We start from the raw sequence: 22,178 nt of genomic DNA on the forward strand, positions 1-22,178 counted from the left end.
ATGTTTTCCACCCGACCGGTCGGTCGCGGAGCGTCTGCACGCAAGTATGATTTGCTTACTGCGCTAGGGGCTTACGCCCTGTCGCAGAGCAAACATGACCAACGCAGAGCATTGCGGCTCATGACTTTGATTACTGCGCGCTATAATTGGGCGCGCGACGAACTCGCGGTCGGCCAGCGCGAGATTGCACAGCTGTGGTCCGTCGATGAACGCACGGTAAAGCGCGAGATGGCGATGTTCCGCGCGAAAGGCTGGCTCGTCGTCAGACGGCAAGGTGCACGGGGGCGGGTGACGCAATATGGATTGGGCATCGATACGCTTCTTGAGGACACTGCGGTCACCTGGGGGTGTGTCGGGCCTGACTTTGAGCTGCGCATGGGGGGGCAGGGCGCTGCAGAGCCTGACGTTGTGCCACTGCCCGTGCCCGGCGCCGTTTCGCCCCCGGATGTCTCCTCCGGGGCAGAATGGGCGCTGGCGCAGGCATTGCTGCACGCCGAGGACCCTGGCACATATGCCAGTTGGATCGCGGCGCTCGCCCGTGCGGAGAGGGCAGGGGGGCGCCTGACGTTGCGGGCGCCCTCACGTTTCCATGCGGCCTATGTGCAGACCCACCTGGCCGCGCGGCTTTTGACCGCTTGCCAGGATGTCGATGGCGAGGTTTCGGAACTCAGGATCGTGACCTGACTTCGGTGCGTTGGCTATGCGGAGAGAACCGCGGGCCAATTTGCATCGGCTGACGCGATGCGCCCGGGAATGTCCCGCTCCCATCTGCGTTGGATGCGGCGCGAATAATTCAGGTAGAGTTTGCCATCAACGATCTTCCACGCCTCAGGGGTCGTTGAGGCGGTGTAGCCCTCGCTGACCGCATAGGCGCAATAGCCGCCGTATTGCGGTGCATAGCGGACGGGGTCAGCGGCAAAGGCATCTCGGTTATCTTCGCTTGTAAACCGCCATGTCGCGCCCATCCAGTCGTGTGAGATGTCAGCGTTGCCTGCCATAGGCCGCGCGTCGGTATGGTAAGCCACGACGTCAGTGCCATCGACGGCGACACCGCGTGATTGATACACCGGCGGTGTCGCAGCCCAAGCCGCGCGTCCGAGCAAGGTGAGGGTGGGCGCCGCAGCAGCGAGCGTAAGGAGGTGGCGTCTGGTGTAGGTCATCGAGGTCTCCGTCCTGACTGGGATCATTGCTGGGCCAAAGATGGGCCTCGGGGGTGTGGGGCGCCAGCAGGCACACGCGGAGTTTATCGGCGGTGTGGCCCGTCGTGACCTCCAAAAGAAAACCGCCGCCTCCGAGGGGAAGACGGCGGTCTGTGCACAACGTGTTGAGATCAGCTCTGCGGGCCGACCGAGGCGAGATAGGCTGCGACGTCTTCGCTGCCCTTTCTCAGCTTGAAGGCCATCCGCGACTTTGCCGAGGAATCGTCAAGAAATGTGCGCAGGAAGGCGCGCGGGTCCTTGGTGTACTCGGCCAGGTTTGCTTCGTCCCAGACCAGACCGGCTTCGCCCGCGGCGACCAGATCATCGCCATAGCGGAAGTCAGCCGTGCCCGCCTGACGGCCGATGACGCCGTAGAGGTTCGGGCCGGTCTTGCCGCCTTTGACAATCTCGGTGCCGTCGTCGGCGACGATCATGTGGCAGGACTTGCACTTGTTGAACTCTTTCTCGCCTGCGGCTGCGTCACCTTCTGCAAGTGCAGGTGTGGCGAAGCTCAGGGCGATGATGGCTGCAAAGGTACGTGTCATCGTTATCTCCTCAGTTGCTTGGCATACAACGTAGAAGATCGCGGCGAGAGTCAACAGTCACAATGTCGCGTGATCAGGCCACCGCGTGGGCAATCGCGCATTGTTTCCAAAGCTCTTTCAGCGCCATCACCAGCTTTTCGATGTCATCGGCGCTGTGCAGCGGTGAGGGGGTGAAGCGCAGCCGCTCCGTTCCCTTCGGGACCGTCGGGTAATTGATGGGCTGCACATAGATCCCGTACTGCTGCATCAGGTAATCCGCGATCATCCGGCATTTGACCGGGTCCTTGATCATCACCGGGATGATGTGGCTGGGGTTCTCCAGATGGGGAATGCCTTCCATGTCCAGCCGCTTTCGCAGATAAGCGACGCGCTCGCGCTGCAACAGCCGCTCCTGGTCCGACTGCTTGAGATGGCGGATCGAGGTTTGCGCCGCAGCGGCCACGGCAGGGGGCAGCGCGGTCGTGAAGATGAAACCGGAAGCGAAGGACCGGATGAAGTCGCAGAGCGCCTCAGAGCCCGTGATATAGCCGCCCACGACGCCATAGGCCTTGCCCAGGGTGCCTTCGATCAGGGTGATGCGGTCCTGCAGCCCCTCACGCTCGGAAATGCCACCACCGCGCGGACCGTAGAGGCCAACGGCGTGCACCTCGTCCAGGTAGGTCATTGCGCCGTGTTTCTCGGCGACCTCGACGATCTCCTGCATGGGGCAGATGTCACCATCCATGGAATAGACGCTCTCGAAAGCGACGATCTTGGGCGCATTGGCGGGCAGGGCGGCGAGTTTGCGGTCGAGGTCCTCGGGGTCGTTGTGGCGCCACAGCACTTTGTTGGCGCGCGAATGGCGAATGCCTTCGATCATCGAGGCGTGGTTCAACTCATCCGACAGGATCACACAGTCAGGGATACGAGCCCCCAGCGTGCTGAGCGCGGCCCAGTTCGAGACATAGCCGGAGGTGAAGAGCAGGGCGCTCTCCTTGCGGTGCAGGTCGGCGAGCTCCGCCTCCAGAAGCTTGTGATTGTGGTTGGTCCCAGAGATGTTGCGTGTCCCGCCCGCACCTGCGCCACAGTTGTCGATTGCCTCTTTCATCGCATTGATGACTGAGGGGTGTTGGCCCATCCCCAGATAGTCGTTCGAGCACCAGACCGTCACCTCATCAGGGCTGTCCTCATCGTGGCATTTGGCCGTCGGAAACGACCCCGCCTTGCGCTCCAGTTCCGCGAAGATGCGGTAGTTGCCATCGTTCTTGAGCTCGTCGAGCTGTGCCTGGAACAGTGCATCAAAGTCCATGATGTCCCCCCTTGATTTTAGCTGTCGGTAGTGTGTCGGTATCACGTCTGTGTCGTGTCGGTGTGTCGGTCGGTATCATCCAGCGCCAGAGCTTTTCGTCCGGGATCGGCAGCACCATCATCCAGTGTTCGAAGAGCGCCAGCAGGGTGATCGCTGTCAGCAAAGTGAAGCCGGCGACTGCGCCCGCAGTGTCGGCAGCGTAGAGCCGCTCGAGCCAGCAGGCGGCGGCAAAAGTGAGCGCGGTGATCGAGACCGGGAAAAACCAGTTCATCGCGCGGTGCCGGAAGTGACTGGGCAGATGTGCGAGGGCTTCCGGTAGGAACTCGATGTTGATCTTGGGCACGCCGAAGAAGAGGTTCAGCTTGGCCGAGAGGCGCGCGAAGAACAGCACCGCGAAGGTCCATGTGGCAAATTTGTTTTCGGCCCCGAGGTTCCAGTCGATCAGGATCATCGCAATTAACGTCGCGACCAGCAGCATCTCGTGATAGGCGAGCGTGCCCCAGGCGCGAATGAACCGCTCCCATTCAGGTACGTCCCGGGGCAGCTCGTGGTGGTTGGGTCCGGTGATGATCCCGGTGAGAAAGGCGAGCTCGATCCAGCCCCAGATGGCGAGAGCGGCGATGAAGCCGAGATAGGCGCCGAACGCCGAGGTATCGTGCAGTGAGGCCCAGAAGCCCAGGCATCCCAGCCCGAGGAAGGGCAGGCCCCAAAGCACCGCGCGCTTCCGGGCCGCCAGCCCGTTGCGGTCAGCCGATTTCACGACCCATAGGATCGCACCGGTAGAGAACCACCACAGAAAGAGCGCAAAGAGGGCAGGGGTCCAAAGGCTCACAGCACATGCCCCCTCTGAGCGGTGCGGCAGGTCGTTGATTGCACGCAATCAACGGCCACGGGCGCGCAGGGCCTCGTATGGCCCAAGCGCCCGCGCCCCGTGTCCAGAACGCGACGGGTTATGCCGCATGCCTGTTTCAATAGGCTGGCTCCAACCGAGTGGAGGCGGGCACCTGGTGCTTGTTCGCCGGGATCGTGATCAGCGAGATAAACGCCGCCGCTGCCCGCACCTGTGCGCCGAGTTTGGCAAAGAAGCGGCCTTGCTCGGTGGCCTCTGCAAGATCGGCATTGGCCTTCTGCAGCTTTTCTAAGGTCGGCTGCCAGCGCGGATGCTCGATATCCAGCGTGATCGGGAAGATCTGCTCGCTGAGCTTCGAGGTCTTGGTGAAGACCTCATGCGCATACCAGTCCGGATCGACGCCAAGCGCCTCATGGAAGGCCGGGCGCTGGTGGTCGCGGACGTACATCGTCGCGTAAACGGCGGTGAGGAAGAACTTGATCCAGTAGACGTTGATACCGCTGGTCAGCTTCGGATCGGTCTTCATCAGCAGGGCAAAGGCCTCTCCGTGGCTGAACTCGTCATTGCACCACTCCTGGAACCACTTGAAGATCGGATGGAACCGATGCTCCGGGTGCGCCTCCAGATGCCGGAAGATCGTGATGTAGCGCGCATAGCCGATCTTCTCGGACAGATAGGTGGCGTAGTAGATGAACTTGGGCCGGAAGTAGGTGTATTTCTTCTTCTGCGTCAGGAACCCGAGGTTCACCGCCACGCCCGCCTCGCGCAACGCATCGTTGATGAAGCCGGCGTGCCGCGCCTCGTCCCGCGCCATCAGCTGGAAGAGCTGCGTGATGTCCTTGTTGGCACCGCGCCGCTTCATCTCCTTGTAGAGCACGCAGCCGGAGAATTCGGCGGTGCAGGAGGAGATCAGGAAGTCGATGAACTCCTTCTTCAACTGCGGCTCCATGTTCTCCCAATCCACATGGTCCCAGTCTTCGTTTTTCTTGAAGTGGCCCTTGTTGGGGTCGGAGACCATCTGGTCGATGAGCTTGTCCCAATCCTCGCGGACGCCGGAGACGTCTATCGCATCCAGCTCATCGAAGTCGGTGGTGTAGAAGCGTGGGGTCAGCAGCGTGTTGCGCATCGCCACTTCGGTTGCGGCCTTGCTGTCGAACTTCGCCTGTTCCTCCTGGATCGCGAGGCCTTCTTCGACGGTGGTGGCATCGGCGGTGTGCTTGAGTGTCTTCGGCGCATCAGAGGCGCGGGGGGTCTGGACGTTCATAGCGTGACCTCCTCGGAGAAGGAGAATTCACACAGCTCCATGACTTCGAAATCGCCCGTTAGGCGGGTCCAGAGCTGTTCGAGCTTGCTGGCGCGGATGATCGTTGCTTCGCGATCCTCGGTCACGATCTCGCCGAAAGGCGCCATGATCTCAGGCCCGTGCACCTTCACCTCGTCACCGGGGTAGATCACGGCGCCGTTGTTGAAGCGCACATGCGCGTGCAGGCTCTCGAACTTGTGGCTGATTTCGACCGTGCAGGGTGCACGTTCAAAGTCTTTCGTCAGTAGTCCCATAGGTGGCTTCCTCCTAAGGTTTGGGTTGGTCCAGCAGTCTGGCGAAGACGCGGGAGTTGGATGCGCCGAAGCCCATGAGCTCGGCAGACCATCCGGTGGCGGGGTCATGCAGCGACAGGCGATTGCCCTCGCGCAATTGCAAAAGAACGGGGGTTCTGGGGTCGATACCCTGCAGCCCGCGGGTGCGGGCCAGCACGCGTTCGACACCGGCGACAAAGCCGCCCTTGTCGGACGGGAAATCAGCGATCAGCACGCCATTGGCGTCAAAGACACGGGCCGCGCCAGAGGCATCCCCGGTCAGGATGATGGCGCGTTCTGCGATGACAGGTGCGACGGGCGGTGTGCTGTCGACGGGGCGACCGGTGAGCGTGGCGATGCTGACCATCACCAGGACGAGAGCGACCAGCCCGAACATGGCGCGCACAAGGATGCGCGGGATCATCTCTTCGGGCTTGGCGTGGATGCGGGGTTGAGTCTGGGTGTTCATCTGCCTACTCCGCGGCCACGGCATTGGCGGGCAGGGGGCGGGACACCTTTGGCACCGAGATGCGCGCCTCGGCGGCTTCGGCTAGCAGGGCGGCCACTTTTTCCGCGTCCGGGATGCAGCGCAGCGCAGGCTGTGTATGCCGCATGTGCCAGGGCCGGACGTGTGGCCAGCATACCAGATAGCTCAATCGCGTCTCGCCCATAGTCTCCAGCGCGATGGTGCCGGTGCCGCCCTTGCGCAGGTCGAGCATCGCGTTGCTGACCTGGGTGTAGGGCAGGTTCAAGGTGACCGTGAGCGCGGCCCCGATCCGCATCACCACGCGCGCGTCCGTGACGGTGTACATGGTCGCCCGGGCCTGCACATAGGCCACCGCGATCAGCAGCCCGCAGACCACGGCCCCTAGCATCAGGAAGGGCACCGCGGCCCCGATGGCGTGCCCCAAGGGCAAGAGGTCCAGAACGGAAACGAACCGCCAGACCGCCAAGAGCAGGAAGTACCCCGCAACCCATTTCAGGCAGAGCGCCTCGACAGAGAGGCGCCACCAGTCGGGACGGCCCTGCCAGAGGATCTGTTCGCCCTCGGGCGGCTTTTCGGGAAGCCCCTCAACGGGCTCGATCTCGAAATCATCATGGGACATGGCGAGTATCTCCATTTTGGTTGCGGGTGAAGCGCGGGGCAGGGGCCCCACGCCGTGATCAGAGTTTCGGTTCGGCGCGGGTGCCGGCGTAGAGCTTGCCGCCGCCGTAGTAGCCCGAGATCTTGTCCTCCTCGAGCAGCGTCACCTGACGCGGGCTGGCGATGCTGGGCACGGTGGCGAAATGCTTGCCGTAGAGCGCATGCACGCTGACGCGATCCGAGCGGATACGCGCGAAGGTCATCGGCAGCAGGCGGTTGCCCGAGCCCCATTTCGCGTCGAGCTCCAGCTCCAGATAGCGGACCAGCTGTTCGGGCTCGTCGATCCACATGTCGATGATCTTGCCGACGATCTCGCCGTCTCCGGCCACCACGGGAAGGCCGCGCGGATCCCGCCCGGCGGCCACTTGGAAGCCTTCTGCGGCGGACATCGGCACGATCTTCGGATGGCCGTGACCGTCGAGCTCGGGCACATCGCGGCGGGGCGCCCAGCTGGCCGGGCCAACACCGTCGAGCATCGGGTCACCCGTGGGCTCCAGCGGATAGCCGTTGCCGGGGCCCGTGCGCTTCATCGGGATGTCGGCGCGTTCGGGCGTCTGCCCGCTCGGCACGGTGACCTCGCCGCGGCCATGGGGCAGCTTGAAGGTCTTGTCTTCCGGCAGTGGCCACATGCCCGAGTTGGATGAGGGGTTGCCCTCGTCATCTTCCAGTGGATAGCCTTCGCGCATGTTCTCGCGCTGGATCCAGATCACCAGAGCTGCGAAGAAAATGTAGAATAACCATAAGGTTACGCTCGCCAGATCGACTTCGCCAAAGAATGTTTCTGTCATGTCGTTTCCCTCTCAATCGGGGTCATGTGGGGAAATCGGCAAGGCCCATGGGGCGGGTACCGACATCCTGCGGGGTGAGGGAACCGCTTTGGCGCACTAGCGGTCCCAGGATCACGAGAGTGACGAAGAGCAAGCCAATCTCGGTGTGGTATACGAAAGAGTAACCGGTGGCGGGGCTTTGCAGAGCCTCGCCCAACTGGCCGGACATCGCGGCATGGTCGATCCAGTCGCGCAGGCCGCCGCCGATAGCAATCGAGAGGCCCGCCGCCGTCGCCTGTGCAGCGCCCCAGGCGCCGAGTGCGAGGCCGCGGCCCGCGGTGCCGGTGGCGGGCATGGTCATCGCGGCGGTGAGCGTGGCGACGGCAAAGAGCCCGCCGCCAAAGCCGATGATGCCGGCGCCTGCGTAGAAGAGCACATTTGACTGCATGGGGGCTGCGAAGATGACCAGCGAGAAGGCCCAGATGCCTGCCACGATGCCTGCACCCGCCAGACGGTAGGGGTTCGAGCCCTTGGCGAGGCGCGCTCCGGCCAATGCAAAGCCGAGCAGAGCGCCCGCGGCCCAGAGGGCTGTGAGAAGCGTTGTGGCAGAGACCGACAGGCCAAGGATTTCGCCGCCATAGGGTTCCAGCAGCACGTCTTGCATATTGAAAGCCATCGTGCCCACGAAGACGCAGACGAGCAGCCGCCCGGCCCGTCCGCCCTCCATGAAATCGCGCCAGGCATCTGAAAAGGCCGGGCGCGGTTGCGCGCGCTCCTCGCGGCTCATGGGGCGCACGGTCTCCTGTTTCCAGAGAGCAATCAGGTTCAGTAGGATGCCAACAACTGCTGCGCCTTGCACCACGCGGATGAGTTTCAGCGCGGTGAAATCCGTGAGCAGCACACCCATGATCACCGCAGAGATGCCCATGCCGACGAGGAACATCACGTAAAGCAGGGCCACGACTCGTGGCCGTGTCTCATCCGTCGCGCGGTCTGAGGCGAGGGCCAGACCGGCAGTTTGCGTCATATGCATGCCGAGGCCGGTCATGACGAAGGCGAGGGCGGCGAGGATTTCTCCGGCAAAGGGGATCTCGTGCACCACGTCGCCGCCGAGCACCAGCAGCGCGAAGGGCATCACCGCCAGCCCGCCGAATTGCCAGAGCGAGCCGAACCAGATGTAGGGCACCCGTTTCCAGCCGATCGCGGATTTATGCGTGTCCGACCGGAAGCCCAGGAGCGCGCGGAACGGCGCGATCAGCACCGGGAGAGCGATCATGGCGGCGACGATCATGGCCGGGACGCTGAGTTCGACGATCATCACGCGATTGAGCGTGCCCAAGAGCAGCACCGCCGCCATGCCGACCGACACCTGGAAGAGCGATAGCCGCAACAACTGGGCCATCGGCAGATCGGGGCTCGCGGCATCGGCGAAGGGCATCGCCCGGATCGAGAGAGACTGCAGGCGAGAGGTCATGAGCGTACCTCCATCGCCTGGGAGATGTAGAAGCCCGAGGTGACACGCTCCACGGGGCGGATCAGGCCGCTGACCCCTTGCGCCCGCGCCGCCTGCGCCAGTGGCTGATGCGCGTGGGGCACCATGACCGGGCTGCGGTCGGAGCGGGGGAAGAGTTTGCCCGCATACCACATTGCCATCAGCAGCCGCGTGCGCGGCGCGACGGTGAAGACAATTGTGCCGCGTGTCCGCTTTTCCAGACTGTTCAGCGCGTTGCCGATGTCGCGCGCGCTGTAATAGATCAGGCTGTCCATGGCGATAACATGATCGAAGTGACCATGAGCTGCGCTGAGCATGTCACCTGCGGTGAAGCGCACCTGTTTGCGGTATTCTTCGGGCAGGCGCAGCTCAGCGATGTCGATGAGCTGGGGCGAGACATCCACGCCCAGAACCTCGGCACCCCGTGCGGCAAGCTCCGCGCTCATTTGCCCGGTCCCGCAGCCCGCATCGAGCACGCGCTGACCGCTCAGATCGGCGGGCAGGCGGCTGAGCATCAGCGCCCGCATCCGGTCCCGCCCCTGGCGAACGGTTTCGCGGATCTTCGAGACAGGCGCGTCCGAGGTCAGGCGCTCCCACGTCTTGGTCGCGGTCTTGTCGAAATAGGTTTCCACCCGGTCGCGCGTGGCATCATACCCGGCCCGGACAGGGCGGGCAGGCTGCGGCGCGGGAGAGGTGGCAAGGTCACGCATCAATCGAACCCCAAAAGCTCGAATATCTCACGGTCGGGCAGGGGGGCGGGGGCCAGCGGTTCGGTCCCGTTCCACAGCGTCTCGGCCAAGCGGATGTATTCTTTACGGACCTGCACGATTTCCTCGTCATCCGGCATTTCGAAGAGGGTCTTCTTCTTCAGACGGCTGCGGCGGATGGCATCCAGATCGGGCATATGCGCGATGCGGTTGAAGCCCACGGTTTTGCAGTAGCGGTCGACCTCGTCGGTCTCACGGCTGCGGTTGGCGACGCAGCCTGCGAGCCGCACCTTGTAGTTGTTCGACTTGGCCTGCACCGCCGCGATGATCCGGTTCATCGCATAGATGCTGTCGAAATCATTCGCCGTCACGATCAGCGCGCGGTCGGCGTGCTGCAAAGGTGCTGCAAAGCCGCCGCAGACCACGTCGCCGAGGACGTCGAAGATCACCACATCGGTGTCATCGAGCAGATGGTGCTGTTTCAGCAGCTTGACCGTCTGTCCGACCACATAGCCGCCACAGCCGGTGCCTGCGGGCGGACCCCCGGCTTCGACGCATTGCACGCCGTTGAAACCCTCAAAGACGAAGTCCTCCGCGCGAAGCTCCTCGGGGTGGAAATCGACCTCCTTTAGGATGTCGATGACGGTGGGTACGAGGCTGCCGGTCAAGGTGAAGGTGCTGTCATGCTTGGGGTCGCAGCCGATCTGCAGCACGCGTTTGCCCAGCATGGAAAACGCTGCCGAGAGATTGGACGAGGTCGTCGATTTCCCGATCCCGCCCTTGCCATAGACCGAAAACACCTTGGCGCCTTCGATCTTGGCAGTTTCATCCTGATGCACCTGCACCGAGCCTTCGCCGTCGAGGCCGCGAAGGGAGGGCGGTGTTCTGTCCAAGGGACTCATGTCAGTCTCCTTTCAAAGGGGCGCGCTCCCCTTGGGGTTTCGGTTGGGATCGCGGTCATTGCGCAGCGATCCCTTCGAGCTGGTCCTCAAGCGCATCCGCGGCTTCCTGCAAGGCGGCCAGCGTGTCGGCATCGGGGGACCAGTAGTTGCGGTCATGGGCCTCCAGCAGGCGGTTCGCCATACGGCTGGAGGCGGTGGGGTTGAGATCAGCGAGGCGCTGGCGCATCGCATCGTCCAGCACAAAGGTCTCCGAGATGCGCTGATAGACCCAGTCGTCCACCTGACCGGTCGTCGCGGACCAGCCGAGCGTGTTGGTGACCTGCGCCTCGATCTGGCGCACGCCCTCGGGACCGTGCTTCAGCAGCCCTTCGAAGAATTTCGGGTTGAGGCTGCGCGCACGTGTCTCGAGCGCGACCTGATCCTTCAGCGTACGAACCTTGCCTGCGCCGCGTGTCTGGTCGCCGATGTAAACGGCGGCGTCCGTGCCTTTGGCACGCTTCACCGCGCGCGCGATGCCGCCGAGCGTGTCGAAGTAATGATCCACTGTGGTGACACCCAGCTCGACGGACTCGAGGTTCTGGTAGGCCACATCGACCTCGGCCAGCGTCGCCTGCAAGAGCGCCGCATTGGCAGCCGCCTTGCCGTCGGTGCCATAGGCATAGCTCTTGCGCGCTTCATAGGCGTCGGCCAACTCGTCTTCATCGCCAAAGGCCGAACTGTCCACCAGCCCGTTCACGTTCGAGCCATAAGCGCCTTCGGCGTTGGAGAAGACGCGCAGCGCCGCCTCTTCCATCGCGCAGCCGGTTTTCTCGGCATAGGCGAGGGCGTGGGCACGGATGTAATTCTGCTCCAGCGGTTCTTCGGCCGTGGCGCATTTCAGCGCGGCTTCAGCCAGCATCCGTGTCTGCAGCGGCAGCAGATCGCGGAAGATGCCCGAGAGTGTCATGATCACGTCGATGCGCGGGCGACCAAGGTCCTCGAGCGGGATCAGATCCGCGCCGGAAATGCGTCCGAAACTGTCAAACCGCGGCGTGCAGCCCATCAGCGCGAGCGCCTGTGCGATAGGCCCACCATCGGATTTGATGTTGTCGCTGCCCCACAGCACCAGGGCCACGGTGCGCGGCAGGGTGGCATGGGTGTCGAGCAGGAGCTGCGCTTGTTTCGCGCCGTCCTGGCAAGCGAAGGCGGTGGGCATGCGGAAAGGGTCGAAGGCGTGAATGTTGCGCCCCGTCGGCAGGATTTCGGGCGAGCGGATCAGATCACCGCCCGCGACAGGTGCGGTGAAATGGCCCGCAAGGGCAGCCATGAGCGCGTCGAGTTCGGTTTCCTGTTGCAGCAGGTGATCAATGCGGGCGCGGGCGTCGTCATCCACATCGGGCAGGATGCGCAGATACTCAGCGCGCTCTGCATCCGTCAGCGGCTGTCCGACGATGTGCAGGCCCTCGGGGATGAGCGCATCCTCGGTTTCGAGTAGCTTGATCCACAGCGCCTCGGCGGGCACACCAGCCATATCGACCGCTTCGGCCTGTTCGGCGATCAAGGCTTCCAACTCGACGCGTTCGGGGGCTGACGGATCGGTGCCGCGCCAGCGGGTCAGGCTGTCTTTCAGCTCGGCAAGGCCTTTGTAGAGTCCGGCGGTCGCGAGCGGCGGGGTCAGGTGGCTAACCGTGACCGCATTGCTGCGCCGCTTGGCCAACGTCGCCTCTGAAGGGTTGTTGGCCGCATAGAGGTACACATTCGGCATGTCACCAATCAGCCGGTCGGGCCAATCGGCACCACAGGGACCGGCCTGTTTGCCCGGCATGAATTCCAGCGCACCATGCATGCCGAAGTGCAGCAATACATCGGCCTTCAGTGTGTTCTTGAGCCAGAGGTAGAAGGCGGTGAAGGCATGGGTCGGCGCAAAGCCCCGCTCGAAGAGCAAGCGCATCGGGTCGCCTTCGTAGCCAAAGCCCGGTTGCAGCCCGACGAAGACTTTGCCGAACTGTGCGCCCAGCACAAACACACCGCGTCCGTCCGATTGCACACGGCCCGGGGCAGGGCCCCATTGCGCCTCGATCTCGCTCAGCCAAGGGGTGCCCGAGACGATCTCATCGGCGCTCACATGGGCGGCGACATTGGCCTCCTGTCCGTAGCGTTGCGCGGTCCCTTGCAGAACTGCGGCGCGCAGGTCATCGACCGTATCGGGCAGTTCGACATCATAGCCCTCCGCCTTCATCCGGCTCAACGTATTGAAAAGGCTTTCAAAAACGCTGAGGTAAGCGGCGGTGCCTGCAGCCCCGGCGTTGGGCGGGAAACCGAAGAGTACCACGCCAACGGTCCGGTCAAAGGCCGCGGATTTGCGCAGGCGGGCCTGCCGCTCGGTGCGGGCGACAAGTGCATCGATCCGTTCGGGGCAGGGGGCCATGGCTTTGCCTTGGACCGCCGCGCTGCAGGTCCGGGCACACCCCGCGCAGCCGGCCTCACCATGGCGCCCGGCAAAGACGGTGGGTGTGGTGGCGCCGTCGAGCTCGGGCAGGGCGATCAGCATCGTGGTCTCGATGGGGCCAAGACCCTGCGCCGAGGCTGACCATTGACCCAGCGTCTGGAACTCCAGCGGATGGGCCGCGATGTAGGGCACATCGAGGTCTTTCAGCACATCGACGGCTGCTGCGTTGTCATTGTAGGCCGGGCCACCGACCAGCGAGAAGCCGGTGAGCGATACCAGCGCGTCGATCTTCACCTCCGCGCCGTCCCGGAAGTAGCCATCGATCGCCGGACGCCCGTCGAGCCCCCCGGCAAACCCGGCGAGCACCTTGATGCCCCGGGCTTCGAACGCGCGGATGACGGCATCATAGTGAGCGGTATCCGATGATAGCACGTAGGAGCGCATCATCAGCAGGCCGACAGTCATCTTGGCCTGTGCCGGGCCGGGCGCCTTTGCAGCATCGGTGGTGATCCGACCAGGCAGATCGGGATGATAAAGACCGGTGTCGGGGTATTCGATCGGGGCTGCGGCTTCGGGGGCCTTGGCCCAGCCCGGCTCACTCGCGTAGCGGTTCACGAGGAAGCGGACCATCGCTTCGACGTTGTCATCGGACCCGCCCAGCCAATACTGCATGGTCAGGAACCAGGCGCGCAGATCCTGGCTCTTGCCGGGGATGTATTTGAGGATCTTCGGCAGGCGGCGCAGCAGCGCCATTTTCTGCGCGCCGGAGGAGCTGGACGGTTTCGACGAGCCGCGCAGCCGTTTCATCAGCTTCATGGTGCCAGACTGCGGCGCCATCATGTCGAGCGACCCCATGCGGGTGAGCTTGACGATGGTCGCGTCGGCGATCACGCCGATCATCGCATCACACTGATCGCGACGGGCCTGCAGGCTCGGCAGAATGCGCGAGATATGCTCTTCGAGAAAGAGCAGATTGGCGATGATGATGTCGCCGGTTTCAACGGCTTCTTTCGCGGCCTCGAAGGCGCCGGGGGTCTCCCCCCATTCGGCGGCGGCGTGGATCGAGAGGGTGAGGCCGGGGTAGTCGAGGCTGAGCCGCTCCATCGCGCGAAGGGCGGGGCCCGCCGCGTGGCTGTCGAGCGTCAGGATGACGACGCGATATCCGGGCAGGCGCCCGTTTATGCCCTGATCATCGCGCATAGTGGGCCTTGGCTTCGTAGAGCGTGTCGACGCTGATCTCTGACACCCCGCGTTCGGTCGCGAAGGTTTCCGTGTTCCGGCGCGCCTTGCCACGCACGAAGAAGGGGATCTTTTTCAACTCGCGCTCGGCGTCTTCCAGCCAGATGACATTGCCCATGGGGGCAGGGGCGGTTTGTGGCTCCTCGGGCTTCGGCGCGTGGCCACCGTGATGCGAGGGACCCGCTGCGTCGTGGAACTCGAAATCGTCGCGGAACATATGCAGGAGGTGCTCTTCGAGGCCCATCACCAGCGGATGCACCCAGGTGTCAAAGATCACATTCGCACCCTCGATACCCATCTGCGGGGAGTAGCGGGCAGGGAAGTCCTGCACATGCACGGGCGCAGAGATCACGGCACAGGGAATGCCGAGGCGCTTGCCGATGTGGCGCTCCATCTGGGTTCCGAGGATCATCTCGGGCTGGAGCTTTTCGATGACACGCTCGACTTCGAGGTAGTCATCGGTGATCAGTGCGTCGACGCCATAGTCCTTGGCCAGCGCCCGAATGGGACGGGCCATTTCGCGGTTGTAGCAGCCCAGGCCGACGACTTCGAAGCCCATTTCGTCCCGCGCGATGCGGGCGGCGGCGGCCACATGGGTGCCATCGCCGAAGAGGAAGACGCGCTTGCCGGTGAGATAGGTGCTGTCCACCGACTTGGAGTACCAGGGCAGGCGCAGGCGCGACTCGTCCAGGTAGGGGTCGAGCCCCGTAATCCGGGCGACTTCGGCAACGAAATCGCGGGTGGCGCCGACGCCGATGGGCACGGTTTTGGTGTAGGGCTGGTCGAGCGCGCGCTCCATCCAGCGCGCCGCACTTTCGGCGGTTTCGGGGTACATCAGCACGTTGAAATGCGCAGCGCCCATGCGCGTGATGTCGAAGGGCGACGCGGTCATCGGTGCAACGACATTCACGCTGATGCCCATATCGCTCAGCAGCGAGGTGATCTCGGTGATGTCGTCGCGATGGCGGAAGCCGAGGGCGGTTGGCCCGATCAGGTTGCAGGTGATCTGCGCGGTGCGCTCCATCGGCTTGGCGAGCGCGCGCACGATCTGGAAGAAGGTCTCGTCGGCGCCGAAGTTCTCCTTGCGCTGATAGCTCGGCAGCTCCAGCGGGATTACGGGCACCGGGATATCCATGGCTTCGGACATGCCGCCAGGGTCGTCCTGGATGAGTTCCGCTGTGCAGGAGGCGCCGACGATCAGCGCTTCGGGCTCAAAACGGGTGTAGGCGTCCTGCAGGGATGTCTTGAAGAGATCGGCGGTATCGGAGCCCAGATCGCGGGCCTGGAAGGTGGTGTAGGTGACGGGCGGGCGATGGTCGCGCCGCTCGATCATGGTGAAGAGCAGATCGGCGTAGGTGTCGCCTTGCGGCGCGTGCAGGACATAGTGCAGGCCCGTCATGCCGGTGGCGACGCGCATGGCACCAACGTGCGGTGGGCCCTCATATGTCCAGACGGTGAGCTTCATGACGCGCACCGGGTTTGAGTATTTTTGGAAGGGTGAAGGGTGGGGTTCTCGAGTTCCAGCAGGTCCGCGCGGCGCAGGGGGCGGGAGAAGAGGCCCGCGAGATCGCCAGCCTGTTCGTAGAAATGCACCGGCGTGAAGACCAGCTCGATCGCCCATTTGGTGGCGAGGCCTTCTGCCTCCAACGGGTTGGCGAGGCCGAGGCCGCAAACCGTTAGGTCAGGCCGAGCGGCGCGGCAGCGGTCGAGTTGCAGGTCCACGTCTTGGCCTTCGGAGAAGGTTGGGCCCTGGGCCAGCATGTCGAGGTCCGGGCCGACGATACCCTTGTGAATGAAAGGCGCGCCGATCTCGGTCGCGTCCATGCCACATTCGCGGGTGAGAAAGCGGGCCAGCGGGATTTCAAGCTGGCTGTCGGGGAAGAAGAAGATGGATTTGCCGCGCAGGGCTTGCGCCGCCTGGGCGATGGCTTTGCGGGCCCGGGCGCGGGGGGCCGCGGTGACCCGTTCGAAGGTTTCGGCGTCGACACCGAATTCCTCTGCGATCACGCGCAGCCAGGCTGTCGTGCCCTCTTCGCCGAATGGGAAGGGGGCGGGCAGGTGCCGCGCGCCGCGGCGCTCGAGCGCTGCATGGGTGTCGCCAAGGAAAGGTTGGGTCAATGCAAAGACGGTGTTCTCACCGATGCCCAGGTCGGCGTCAGCGCGGGGAGCTGGCAAGACCTTGATTGGGCCGATGCCCATGTCGGTGAGCAGCGAGAGCGCCTGTTCTTCGACCACATCGGGCAGGGCGCCCACGAGCAGCAACTGGCGGTCCTGCGTTTCGGGCAGCACTGGGACCATGGAGGCAAGGCACGCATCTTCCCCTTGGGTGAAGGTGGTCTCAATGCCGGAGCCGGAGAAATTCAGCACCCGGACGGAGGGTGCGTATTTCTCGGTCATGCGCTCGGCGGCGCGGCTCAAATCGAGCTTGATGACCTCGGAGGGGCAGGAGCCCACAAGGAAGAGCTGCTTGATATCGGTGCGCCGCGCAAGCAGTTGATCGACCACCTTGTCGAGCTCGGTCTGTGCATCGGCCATGCCGGCAAGGTCTGATTCTTCGAGAATCGCCGTGCCGAAGCGCGGTTCGGCAAAAATCATCACGCCGGCGGCGGATTGCAGCAAATGGGCGCAGGTGCGGCTGCCGATCACCAGAAAAAACGCGTCCTGCATCTTGCGGTGCAGCCAGATGATGCCGGTGAGGCCGCAAAACACCTCGCGCTGACCGCGCTGTTTCAGAATCGGTTCATCGCGGCATCCGCCCGAAACCGGAAGGCGCGGGGCTTCGGTCATGCCGTGGCCTCGCGCGCTTGGGTCGGGGCCCTTTGGGCCTGCAACCGGGCGGCGCGCAGCTTGAGCAAAAACTGCGCTGCATTGATCACGTAGGCCGCGTATGCGGCCAGTGCGAGAAGCATCAGCGAGACGGGCGAAAGTGCCGCTGAAAACAGTGCCCAGAGATAGGCTGTATGCAGCGCAATCACGGCAAAGGAGAACACGTCTTCCCAGAAGAAGGCGGGCGCGAAAAGGTATTGATCAAAAACGACTTTTTCCCAAATCGCGCCTGTGATCATGATCAGGTAGAGCAGGGCGGTTTTCAGGAGGATCGAGGCGGTCGTAACCTCATAGCCCAAACCTGTCGCGAGATAGCGCAGCACGAGCGCGAGGGAGACCAGAAAGACGAGGAACTGCAGTGGTGCCAGAATGCCTTGAACAAGGGTCCATACCGTCGCGTCGCGCCGGGCGCGTTCCTCAGCGGTGTAGAGCCCCGCCGGCACGGTTTTTCGAGCCCTCTGACTGTGCATCGTGTGAATGACCTCTCCCGATCTTCACCTTTGACGGTAGCTGCTTTCACAGAAAAGTGTCAACTCAAACTTACACATGTGACAGATCAGATTTACACTCTGGCATCGGGCCGCTCTGCCCGTTTTCACAGCAAAAACCAACGATAGTTAACGGATGGGTGCGTTATCGCATTATTTTATGGGTGTCAGGGGGGTCGAACCTGTCAATTTGATTTGACATTGAGGTGTTCAAGGCAGAGGCTTGTGACAAATTGACGACTCTGAGCGGCGCGTATCTCGCAGTTTGCAAGGAGTCCGGTCAGGTGGTGCCATGTCGCAAGATGATCAATCACAGACGCGTGGCCTTCAGCGCAACCGACCCGACGATGTAGGTGCGCTCGCGACTAAGGTCATTTCAGTGCTGCGCGACCGTCAAGTCGTGGGCCGCGATGGCGCACGTCAGTTTGTGCTCGATCATCTGTATCGTGCCATCCTGTCGCGCACCGCTTTTGATGCGGCCCTTTTGCTGGATGAGATCCGGGGTCACCGTCTGAGTGTTGACGAAATCATCGACCTCTATATTCCGCAGGCGTCCTGCATGTTGGGCGAAAGCTGGGTTGCCGACGACATCAGCTTTGCCGACGTGACTGTGGGCGCCCTGAGATTGCAGGCGCTGCTGGGTGAGGCGACGGGACAGATGCGGTTCGATCTCACACCCGACGAGAGCCGTGTGCGCGCGTTGATTGTATTGCCGCAGGGCGAGCAGCATTTCCTGGGCACCAGCGTGGTGGCCGCGCAGTTGCGGCGCATGGGCTGCGAGGTGTCTGTGTCCTTCGATGAGACGCTGGGGTGTCTGCAGGCGCGACTGTTGGCGGAAAGCCCCACTCTCGTGATGATCTCCTGCGCGCGGCGCGAGACCCTTGAAACTGTGGCCGAGACAGTGCACATCATCCGAACGTCATCCATCGAGCAGCCGGTGATTGCCCTTGGCGGTGCGGTTCTGGATGATATGGAAGATGTGAAGGATCAGGCAGGCGTTGATATCGTGACCAGTACTGCAAAGGACGCCGTCGCCTTCTGTTCCAAACGCGGCAAGGCGCCAACTCCTAGATGACAACCGGTGGCAATACATTCTGGAGCAGCGGTGCTGTTCCACTGATTGAGCCGGAGTTTCTGAGCAGCATCATCGGAGCCGCATCGGACATCGCCCTTGTGGTCTCCGCGGAAGGTATCATCCTGTCGGTGGTGCTGAACACGCACAGCGAGTCCTTCGGTAACCTCAAGCATTGGGAAGGGCGACCCATCGTTCAGTTCCTGACGCGTGAGACGGTGCCGAAGTTCGAGGCCGCACATAAGGCTTATCTGGATGGCGAAGTGCCGCGGAAGCCCCTGGAGCTGAACCACAGCGACAATGCGGTGTGGCAGTATCCCGTCCGCTACACCTTCCATCGCTTCGGGCATGAGAATGCGGTGCTGTTGCTGGGTCGCGACTTGCGCCCCATTGCCGAAACCCAGCAACAGCTGGTTCAGGCGCAGATCGCCCTCGAACAGGGGTATGAGGCGCGGCGCGAGTTCGATGCGCGGTTCCGGGTGCTTTTGTCGAACACCGAGGATGCGATTGTCTTTGTTTCTGTTCAGTCCGGTCGGGTGGATGATGCGAATGACGCGGCCGCCAGCCTTCTGGGTCTGAAGCTCGACGCGTTGCGCAGCAGCACGTTTGCCCAGCATTTTGCAGATCGCTCGACAGTCGAGCTGACCGAGAGCCTGATGAACGCGACGCTGGCCGAGGAGGGCGGGCGGGTGACCCTGCGCGCGCAGAAAAGCGGACAGTCGCTGATCGTGCGGCCCGTCGTCTTCCGGGCGGGTGGTCAACGCATTCTGATGTGCCGGATCACGACCGACGATGAAGCGGCGAAACCATCCGATACTGCGGCCACGCAGGCGCTGGCGCTTTTCCGCGCGGGCAGCGACGCGATGGTGTTCATGACGGGCAAGGGGGTGATCACCTCCGTCAACGAGAGCTTTCTTGACATCGTCGGAGCCGCGCATCTGTCGGATGTGGTGGGGCGCAGCCTGTCGGATTTCCTTGGTCGGGGGCAGATCGATCTCGGTGTGCTGGTTGACCAGCCACAGCGGTCGGGCCAGATGCGCATCTATTCGACCAAGTTGATCAATGACCTCGGCACCCGGCTTTCGGTGGAAGTGTCGGCGACCCATCTGGATGAGCAAGGGCCGCAGCTCATCGGGTGCATCATACGCGACGTGAGCCATATGGAGGCCAGCAGACCGAATGGGCCGGTGACGGCGCAGATGCCCGCCGAACCGTCGCGCAATGTGATGGATCTCGTCGGCTCCGCCTCGCTGAAGGACATCGTCGCCGAGACGACGGATGTGGTCGAAAAGATGTGCATCGAGACTGCCGTGGAGCTGACAGGCAACAACCGTGTGGCAGCCGCCGAGATGCTCGGCCTTTCACGCCAGAGCCTCTATGTGAAACTGCGTAAATACGGGCTGCTCAGCAAGAACGGCTGAGGCGGTCTGTCCTCTTGCGCCGACTCAAACTGTCAGCCATAGTTGACACATGTCTGTCACTCAGGTCATACAGTCGCGCCGTTTTCCTGACCCTGCCGCTACGCTGCGCCTGATCAAGCCGATCACGTGGTTTCCGCCGATGTGGGCTTATCTCTGTGGCGTTGTCTCTTCTGGCGTCTGGCCTGCGGGGCAGTGGTGGCTGGTGATCCTCGGGGTCATTCTGGCGGGGCCTATCGTTTGCGGTATGAGCCAGGCGGCGAACGATTGGTGTGACCGCCATGTGGACGCGATCAATGAGCCCGACCGGCCGATCCCGTCTGGTCGCATTCCGGGCCGCTGGGGGCTGTGGATTGCGCTGGCCATGTCGGTGCTCTCGCTCATCGTAGGTTGGCAGTTCGGGCCATGGGGTTTTGGCGCCACGGTTATCGGTGTCCTTGCCGCTTGGGCCTATTCGGCGGAGCCCGTGCGGCTGAAGCGGTCGGGGGTCTGGGGGCCGGGGCTTGTCGGCTTGAGCTATGAAACGCTGCCGTGGTTCACCGGCGCGGCGATCCTCAGCGCAGGTGCACCTTCTGTTTACGTGATCACCGTGGCGCTGCTCTACGGGATTGGCGCACACGGCATCATGACGCTGAACGATTTCAAGGCGTTGGAGGGCGATCGGCAAACCGGTGTGAACTCGCTGCCTGTCAGCCTCGGGCCAGAGCGCGCGGCAAAGGTCGCCTGCACCGTCATGGCTCTGCCACAGATGATCGTTGTGGCGCTGCTGTTCCTCTGGGACAAGCCGCTGCATGGTCTTGGCGTCGCCATTGTTCTGGGCGCGCAATTCTGGGCGATGACCGTGATGTTCAAAGACCCGAAAGCCAAGGCGCCCTGGTATAACGGCACGGGCGTCTTGCTCTACGTCAGCGGGATGATGATCACGGCCTTTGCAGTACGGGGGCTGACATGACGCTGAGTTGGCTTGCCATCATCCGTCTTGGTTTCGTGCAGATGTGCCTCGGCGCGATTGTGGTGCTGACCACCTCGACGCTGAACCGGCTGATGGTCGTGGAACTGGCATTGCCTGCGGTGCTGCCCGGTCTGCTGGTGGCGCTGCATTACGGCATTCAGATTACCCGGCCCAATTGGGGGTTCCTGTCGGACACCGGCGGCAACCGGACCCGTTGGATCATCCTTGGCATGGCTGCGCTGGCTGCCGGTGCAATGCTGGCCGCGTACGGCGTGGTTGTGCTGGAGAGCCGATTTGGGCTGGGCCTTGGCATCTCGGTCGCGGCTTACGCGCTGATCGGCCTTGGAGTCGGGGCCTCTGGCACCTCCCTGCTGGCATTGCTTGCTACGGCGACGGCGCCCGCGCGCCGAGCTGCTGCTGCGACGATCACATGGCTGATGATGATCGCTGGCATTGCGATCACCGCAGGCGTCGTGGGCGCACAGCTTGATCCTTATTCTACAGGCCTGTTGCTGCGCATCGTTGCTTGTGTGACAGGTGGCGCGTTCGTGCTCACCTGTTTCGCTGTCTGGGGCATCGAGGCGCGTGTGCAGGCGGCACCAGAGGCCGCGCCCATGCCGTTCCGCGAAGGGCTTGCCGAGATCTGGGCCGAGCGCAAGGCGCGCAACTTCACCTTCTTCGTGTTCCTGTCGATGACGGCCTACTTCATGCAGGAGCTGATCCTGGAACCCTATGCGGGGCTCGTCTTCGGCTTCACGCCCGGGCAATCGACCTCGCTGTCCGGCGCGCAGAACGGCGGCGTCTTCCTGGGTATGGTCGTCGTCGGCATCATGTGCACCGGGTTCAAGCTGGGCAGCCTGCGCGCCTGGGTAATCGGCGGTTGCCTCGGTTCGGCGGCGATGCTGGCGGCGCTGACGCTGCTGGGCCAGACCGGGCTGGGCGGGCTTTTGGTCGCCGCGGTCGTTGGCCTTGGATTTTTCAACGGTGTCTTTGCGGTTGCGGCCATCGGCTCGATGATGGCGCTGGCAGGGCAGGGGCGGCGTGCTCGCGAAGGCACGCGCATGGGCCTTTGGGGCGCTGCGCAGGCGATGGCGGCGGGCTTTGGTGGCCTGACCGGGGCCGCGCTGGTTGATGTGATGCGCGCGGGGGTCGGGCAAGATGCGACCGCCTTCGGCACAGTTTTTCTGATCGAGGCGGGGCTTTTCGTAGCCTCCGCGCTTATGGCACTGCGGGTCATGGACCGGCCCGGTGTGCCGCACCGAACATTGGTCCCGGGAGAATGACCT

General features: G+C 63.3%; 21 protein-coding genes. 5 read left to right on the forward strand and 16 right to left on the reverse strand.

Annotated elements, in window-relative coordinates; all coding sequences use genetic code 11:
* On the forward strand, window positions 1-684 hold the full coding sequence (locus ACVC7O_RS21020) for a DnaA N-terminal domain-containing protein (RefSeq protein ID WP_458326200.1): 684 nt from the start codon (window positions 1-3) through the stop codon (window positions 682-684).
* Window positions 685-698: 14 nt separating this feature from the next.
* On the opposite strand, the gene ACVC7O_RS21025 is transcribed toward ACVC7O_RS21020, so the two are convergent.
* The 16 genes from ACVC7O_RS21025 to bchF form a co-directional block, all read right to left on the reverse strand.
* On the reverse strand, window positions 699-1,160 hold the full coding sequence (locus ACVC7O_RS21025) for a YHS domain-containing (seleno)protein (RefSeq protein WP_458326201.1): 462 nt from the start codon (window positions 1,158-1,160) through the stop codon (window positions 699-701).
* 170 nt (window positions 1,161-1,330) lie between these two features.
* Window positions 1,331-1,744: a c-type cytochrome gene (locus tag ACVC7O_RS21030; protein WP_458326202.1), complete on the reverse strand. Its 414-nt coding sequence runs from the start codon at window positions 1,742-1,744 to the stop codon at window positions 1,331-1,333.
* A 73-nt stretch (window positions 1,745-1,817) separates the two neighbouring features.
* On the reverse strand, window positions 1,818-3,032 hold the full coding sequence (hemA, locus tag ACVC7O_RS21035; RefSeq protein WP_458326203.1) for a 5-aminolevulinate synthase: 1,215 nt from the start codon (window positions 3,030-3,032) through the stop codon (window positions 1,818-1,820).
* Window positions 3,022-3,864 carry a putative photosynthetic complex assembly protein PuhE gene (gene puhE / locus ACVC7O_RS21040; RefSeq protein ID WP_458326204.1) on the reverse strand — a complete coding sequence of 281 codons (843 nt, stop codon included), beginning with the start codon at window positions 3,862-3,864 and terminating at the stop codon, window positions 3,022-3,024. The genes hemA and puhE overlap by 11 nt, the downstream gene beginning before the upstream one ends.
* A gap of 136 nt (window positions 3,865-4,000) precedes the next feature.
* A complete protein-coding gene (acsF, locus tag ACVC7O_RS21045) occupies window positions 4,001-5,146 on the reverse strand; it encodes a magnesium-protoporphyrin IX monomethyl ester (oxidative) cyclase (protein ID WP_458326205.1) in 1,146 nt (381 codons plus the stop codon).
* Window positions 5,143-5,439 (reverse strand): hypothetical protein, encoded by a 297-nt coding sequence (locus ACVC7O_RS21050; protein WP_159975315.1) that lies wholly within the window; start codon window positions 5,437-5,439, stop codon window positions 5,143-5,145. The genes acsF and ACVC7O_RS21050 overlap by 4 nt, the downstream gene beginning before the upstream one ends.
* Before the next feature lie 13 nt (window positions 5,440-5,452).
* Window positions 5,453-5,926: a photosynthetic complex assembly protein PuhC gene (puhC, locus tag ACVC7O_RS21055; protein ID WP_458326206.1), complete on the reverse strand. Its 474-nt coding sequence runs from the start codon at window positions 5,924-5,926 to the stop codon at window positions 5,453-5,455.
* Window positions 5,927-5,930: 4 nt separating this feature from the next.
* Entirely contained in the window at window positions 5,931-6,563 is a 633-nt protein-coding gene (gene puhB / locus ACVC7O_RS21060) for a photosynthetic complex putative assembly protein PuhB (protein ID WP_458326207.1), read from the reverse strand.
* A gap of 58 nt (window positions 6,564-6,621) precedes the next feature.
* Complete coding sequence (puhA, locus tag ACVC7O_RS21065) at window positions 6,622-7,389, reverse strand: photosynthetic reaction center subunit H (protein WP_458326208.1); 768 nt, start codon at window positions 7,387-7,389, stop codon at window positions 6,622-6,624.
* Window positions 7,390-7,411: 22 nt separating this feature from the next.
* Window positions 7,412-8,842 carry a PucC family protein gene (locus ACVC7O_RS21070; protein ID WP_458326209.1) on the reverse strand — a complete coding sequence of 477 codons (1,431 nt, stop codon included), beginning with the start codon at window positions 8,840-8,842 and terminating at the stop codon, window positions 7,412-7,414.
* Entirely contained in the window at window positions 8,839-9,570 is a 732-nt protein-coding gene (bchM, locus tag ACVC7O_RS21075; RefSeq protein WP_458326210.1) for a magnesium protoporphyrin IX methyltransferase, read from the reverse strand. The genes ACVC7O_RS21070 and bchM overlap by 4 nt, the downstream gene beginning before the upstream one ends.
* The gene (bchL, locus tag ACVC7O_RS21080) at window positions 9,570-10,469 is read right to left on the reverse strand and encodes a ferredoxin:protochlorophyllide reductase (ATP-dependent) iron-sulfur ATP-binding protein (protein WP_458326211.1); all 900 of its coding nucleotides are present in this window, start codon (window positions 10,467-10,469) and stop codon (window positions 9,570-9,572) included. The genes bchM and bchL overlap by 1 nt, the downstream gene beginning before the upstream one ends.
* A gap of 55 nt (window positions 10,470-10,524) precedes the next feature.
* On the reverse strand, window positions 10,525-14,097 hold the full coding sequence (locus ACVC7O_RS21085; RefSeq protein ID WP_458326212.1) for a magnesium chelatase subunit H: 3,573 nt from the start codon (window positions 14,095-14,097) through the stop codon (window positions 10,525-10,527).
* Window positions 14,087-15,601 (reverse strand): ferredoxin:protochlorophyllide reductase (ATP-dependent) subunit B, encoded by a 1,515-nt coding sequence (gene bchB / locus ACVC7O_RS21090; RefSeq protein ID WP_458326213.1) that lies wholly within the window; start codon window positions 15,599-15,601, stop codon window positions 14,087-14,089. Before bchB ends, ACVC7O_RS21085 begins: the two co-directional genes overlap by 11 nt.
* Window positions 15,598-16,923 carry a ferredoxin:protochlorophyllide reductase (ATP-dependent) subunit N gene (locus tag ACVC7O_RS21095; protein ID WP_458326214.1) on the reverse strand — a complete coding sequence of 442 codons (1,326 nt, stop codon included), beginning with the start codon at window positions 16,921-16,923 and terminating at the stop codon, window positions 15,598-15,600. Before ACVC7O_RS21095 ends, bchB begins: the two co-directional genes overlap by 4 nt.
* Complete coding sequence (gene bchF / locus ACVC7O_RS21100) at window positions 16,920-17,432, reverse strand: 2-vinyl bacteriochlorophyllide hydratase (RefSeq protein WP_458326215.1); 513 nt, start codon at window positions 17,430-17,432, stop codon at window positions 16,920-16,922. Before bchF ends, ACVC7O_RS21095 begins: the two co-directional genes overlap by 4 nt.
* Before the next feature lie 310 nt (window positions 17,433-17,742).
* Here bchF and ACVC7O_RS21105 point away from each other — a divergent pair, with 310 nt between their 5' ends.
* The 4 genes from ACVC7O_RS21105 to ACVC7O_RS21120 are packed head-to-tail and all read left to right on the forward strand — an operon-like array spanning window position 17,743 to window position 22,175.
* The gene (locus ACVC7O_RS21105; protein WP_458326216.1) at window positions 17,743-18,525 is read left to right on the forward strand and encodes a cobalamin B12-binding domain-containing protein; all 783 of its coding nucleotides are present in this window, start codon (window positions 17,743-17,745) and stop codon (window positions 18,523-18,525) included.
* A complete protein-coding gene (ppsR, locus tag ACVC7O_RS21110; protein ID WP_458326217.1) occupies window positions 18,522-19,943 on the forward strand; it encodes a transcriptional regulator PpsR in 1,422 nt (473 codons plus the stop codon). The genes ACVC7O_RS21105 and ppsR overlap by 4 nt, the downstream gene beginning before the upstream one ends.
* 49 nt (window positions 19,944-19,992) lie before the next feature.
* The gene (gene chlG / locus ACVC7O_RS21115; RefSeq protein WP_458326218.1) at window positions 19,993-20,892 is read left to right on the forward strand and encodes a chlorophyll synthase ChlG; all 900 of its coding nucleotides are present in this window, start codon (window positions 19,993-19,995) and stop codon (window positions 20,890-20,892) included.
* Complete coding sequence (locus ACVC7O_RS21120; RefSeq protein ID WP_458326219.1) at window positions 20,889-22,175, forward strand: BCD family MFS transporter; 1,287 nt, start codon at window positions 20,889-20,891, stop codon at window positions 22,173-22,175. Before chlG ends, ACVC7O_RS21120 begins: the two co-directional genes overlap by 4 nt.
* Window positions 22,176-22,178: the final 3 nt, after the last annotated feature.

Source organism: Roseobacter cerffii, from assembly GCF_054226325.1.

What these genes read in the sequence shown, in the direction of transcription:
- ACVC7O_RS21020 (WP_458326200.1), top strand. Translation starts at nt 1, where the DNA reads ATGTTTTCCACCCGACCGGTCGGTCGCGGAGCGTCTGCACGCAAGTAT.
- ACVC7O_RS21025 (WP_458326201.1), bottom strand. Translation starts at nt 1,160, where the DNA reads ATGACCTACACCAGACGCCACCTCCTTACGCTCGCTGCTGCGGCGCCC.
- ACVC7O_RS21030 (WP_458326202.1), bottom strand. Translation starts at nt 1,744, where the DNA reads ATGACACGTACCTTTGCAGCCATCATCGCCCTGAGCTTCGCCACACCT.
- hemA (WP_458326203.1), bottom strand. Translation starts at nt 3,032, where the DNA reads ATGGACTTTGATGCACTGTTCCAGGCACAGCTCGACGAGCTCAAGAAC.
- acsF (WP_458326205.1), bottom strand. Translation starts at nt 5,146, where the DNA reads ATGAACGTCCAGACCCCCCGCGCCTCTGATGCGCCGAAGACACTCAAG.
- ACVC7O_RS21050 (WP_159975315.1), bottom strand. Translation starts at nt 5,439, where the DNA reads ATGGGACTACTGACGAAAGACTTTGAACGTGCACCCTGCACGGTCGAA.
- puhC (WP_458326206.1), bottom strand. Translation starts at nt 5,926, where the DNA reads ATGAACACCCAGACTCAACCCCGCATCCACGCCAAGCCCGAAGAGATG.
- puhB (WP_458326207.1), bottom strand. Translation starts at nt 6,563, where the DNA reads ATGTCCCATGATGATTTCGAGATCGAGCCCGTTGAGGGGCTTCCCGAA.
- puhA (WP_458326208.1), bottom strand. Translation starts at nt 7,389, where the DNA reads ATGACAGAAACATTCTTTGGCGAAGTCGATCTGGCGAGCGTAACCTTA.
- ACVC7O_RS21070 (WP_458326209.1), bottom strand. Translation starts at nt 8,842, where the DNA reads ATGACCTCTCGCCTGCAGTCTCTCTCGATCCGGGCGATGCCCTTCGCC.
- bchM (WP_458326210.1), bottom strand. Translation starts at nt 9,570, where the DNA reads ATGCGTGACCTTGCCACCTCTCCCGCGCCGCAGCCTGCCCGCCCTGTC.
- bchL (WP_458326211.1), bottom strand. Translation starts at nt 10,469, where the DNA reads ATGAGTCCCTTGGACAGAACACCGCCCTCCCTTCGCGGCCTCGACGGC.
- ACVC7O_RS21085 (WP_458326212.1), bottom strand. Translation starts at nt 14,097, where the DNA reads ATGCGCGATGATCAGGGCATAAACGGGCGCCTGCCCGGATATCGCGTC.
- bchB (WP_458326213.1), bottom strand. Translation starts at nt 15,601, where the DNA reads ATGAAGCTCACCGTCTGGACATATGAGGGCCCACCGCACGTTGGTGCC.
- ACVC7O_RS21095 (WP_458326214.1), bottom strand. Translation starts at nt 16,923, where the DNA reads ATGACCGAAGCCCCGCGCCTTCCGGTTTCGGGCGGATGCCGCGATGAA.
- bchF (WP_458326215.1), bottom strand. Translation starts at nt 17,432, where the DNA reads ATGCACAGTCAGAGGGCTCGAAAAACCGTGCCGGCGGGGCTCTACACC.
- ACVC7O_RS21105 (WP_458326216.1), top strand. Translation starts at nt 17,743, where the DNA reads ATGTCGCAAGATGATCAATCACAGACGCGTGGCCTTCAGCGCAACCGA.
- ppsR (WP_458326217.1), top strand. Translation starts at nt 18,522, where the DNA reads ATGACAACCGGTGGCAATACATTCTGGAGCAGCGGTGCTGTTCCACTG.
- chlG (WP_458326218.1), top strand. Translation starts at nt 19,993, where the DNA reads ATGTCTGTCACTCAGGTCATACAGTCGCGCCGTTTTCCTGACCCTGCC.
- ACVC7O_RS21120 (WP_458326219.1), top strand. Translation starts at nt 20,889, where the DNA reads ATGACGCTGAGTTGGCTTGCCATCATCCGTCTTGGTTTCGTGCAGATG.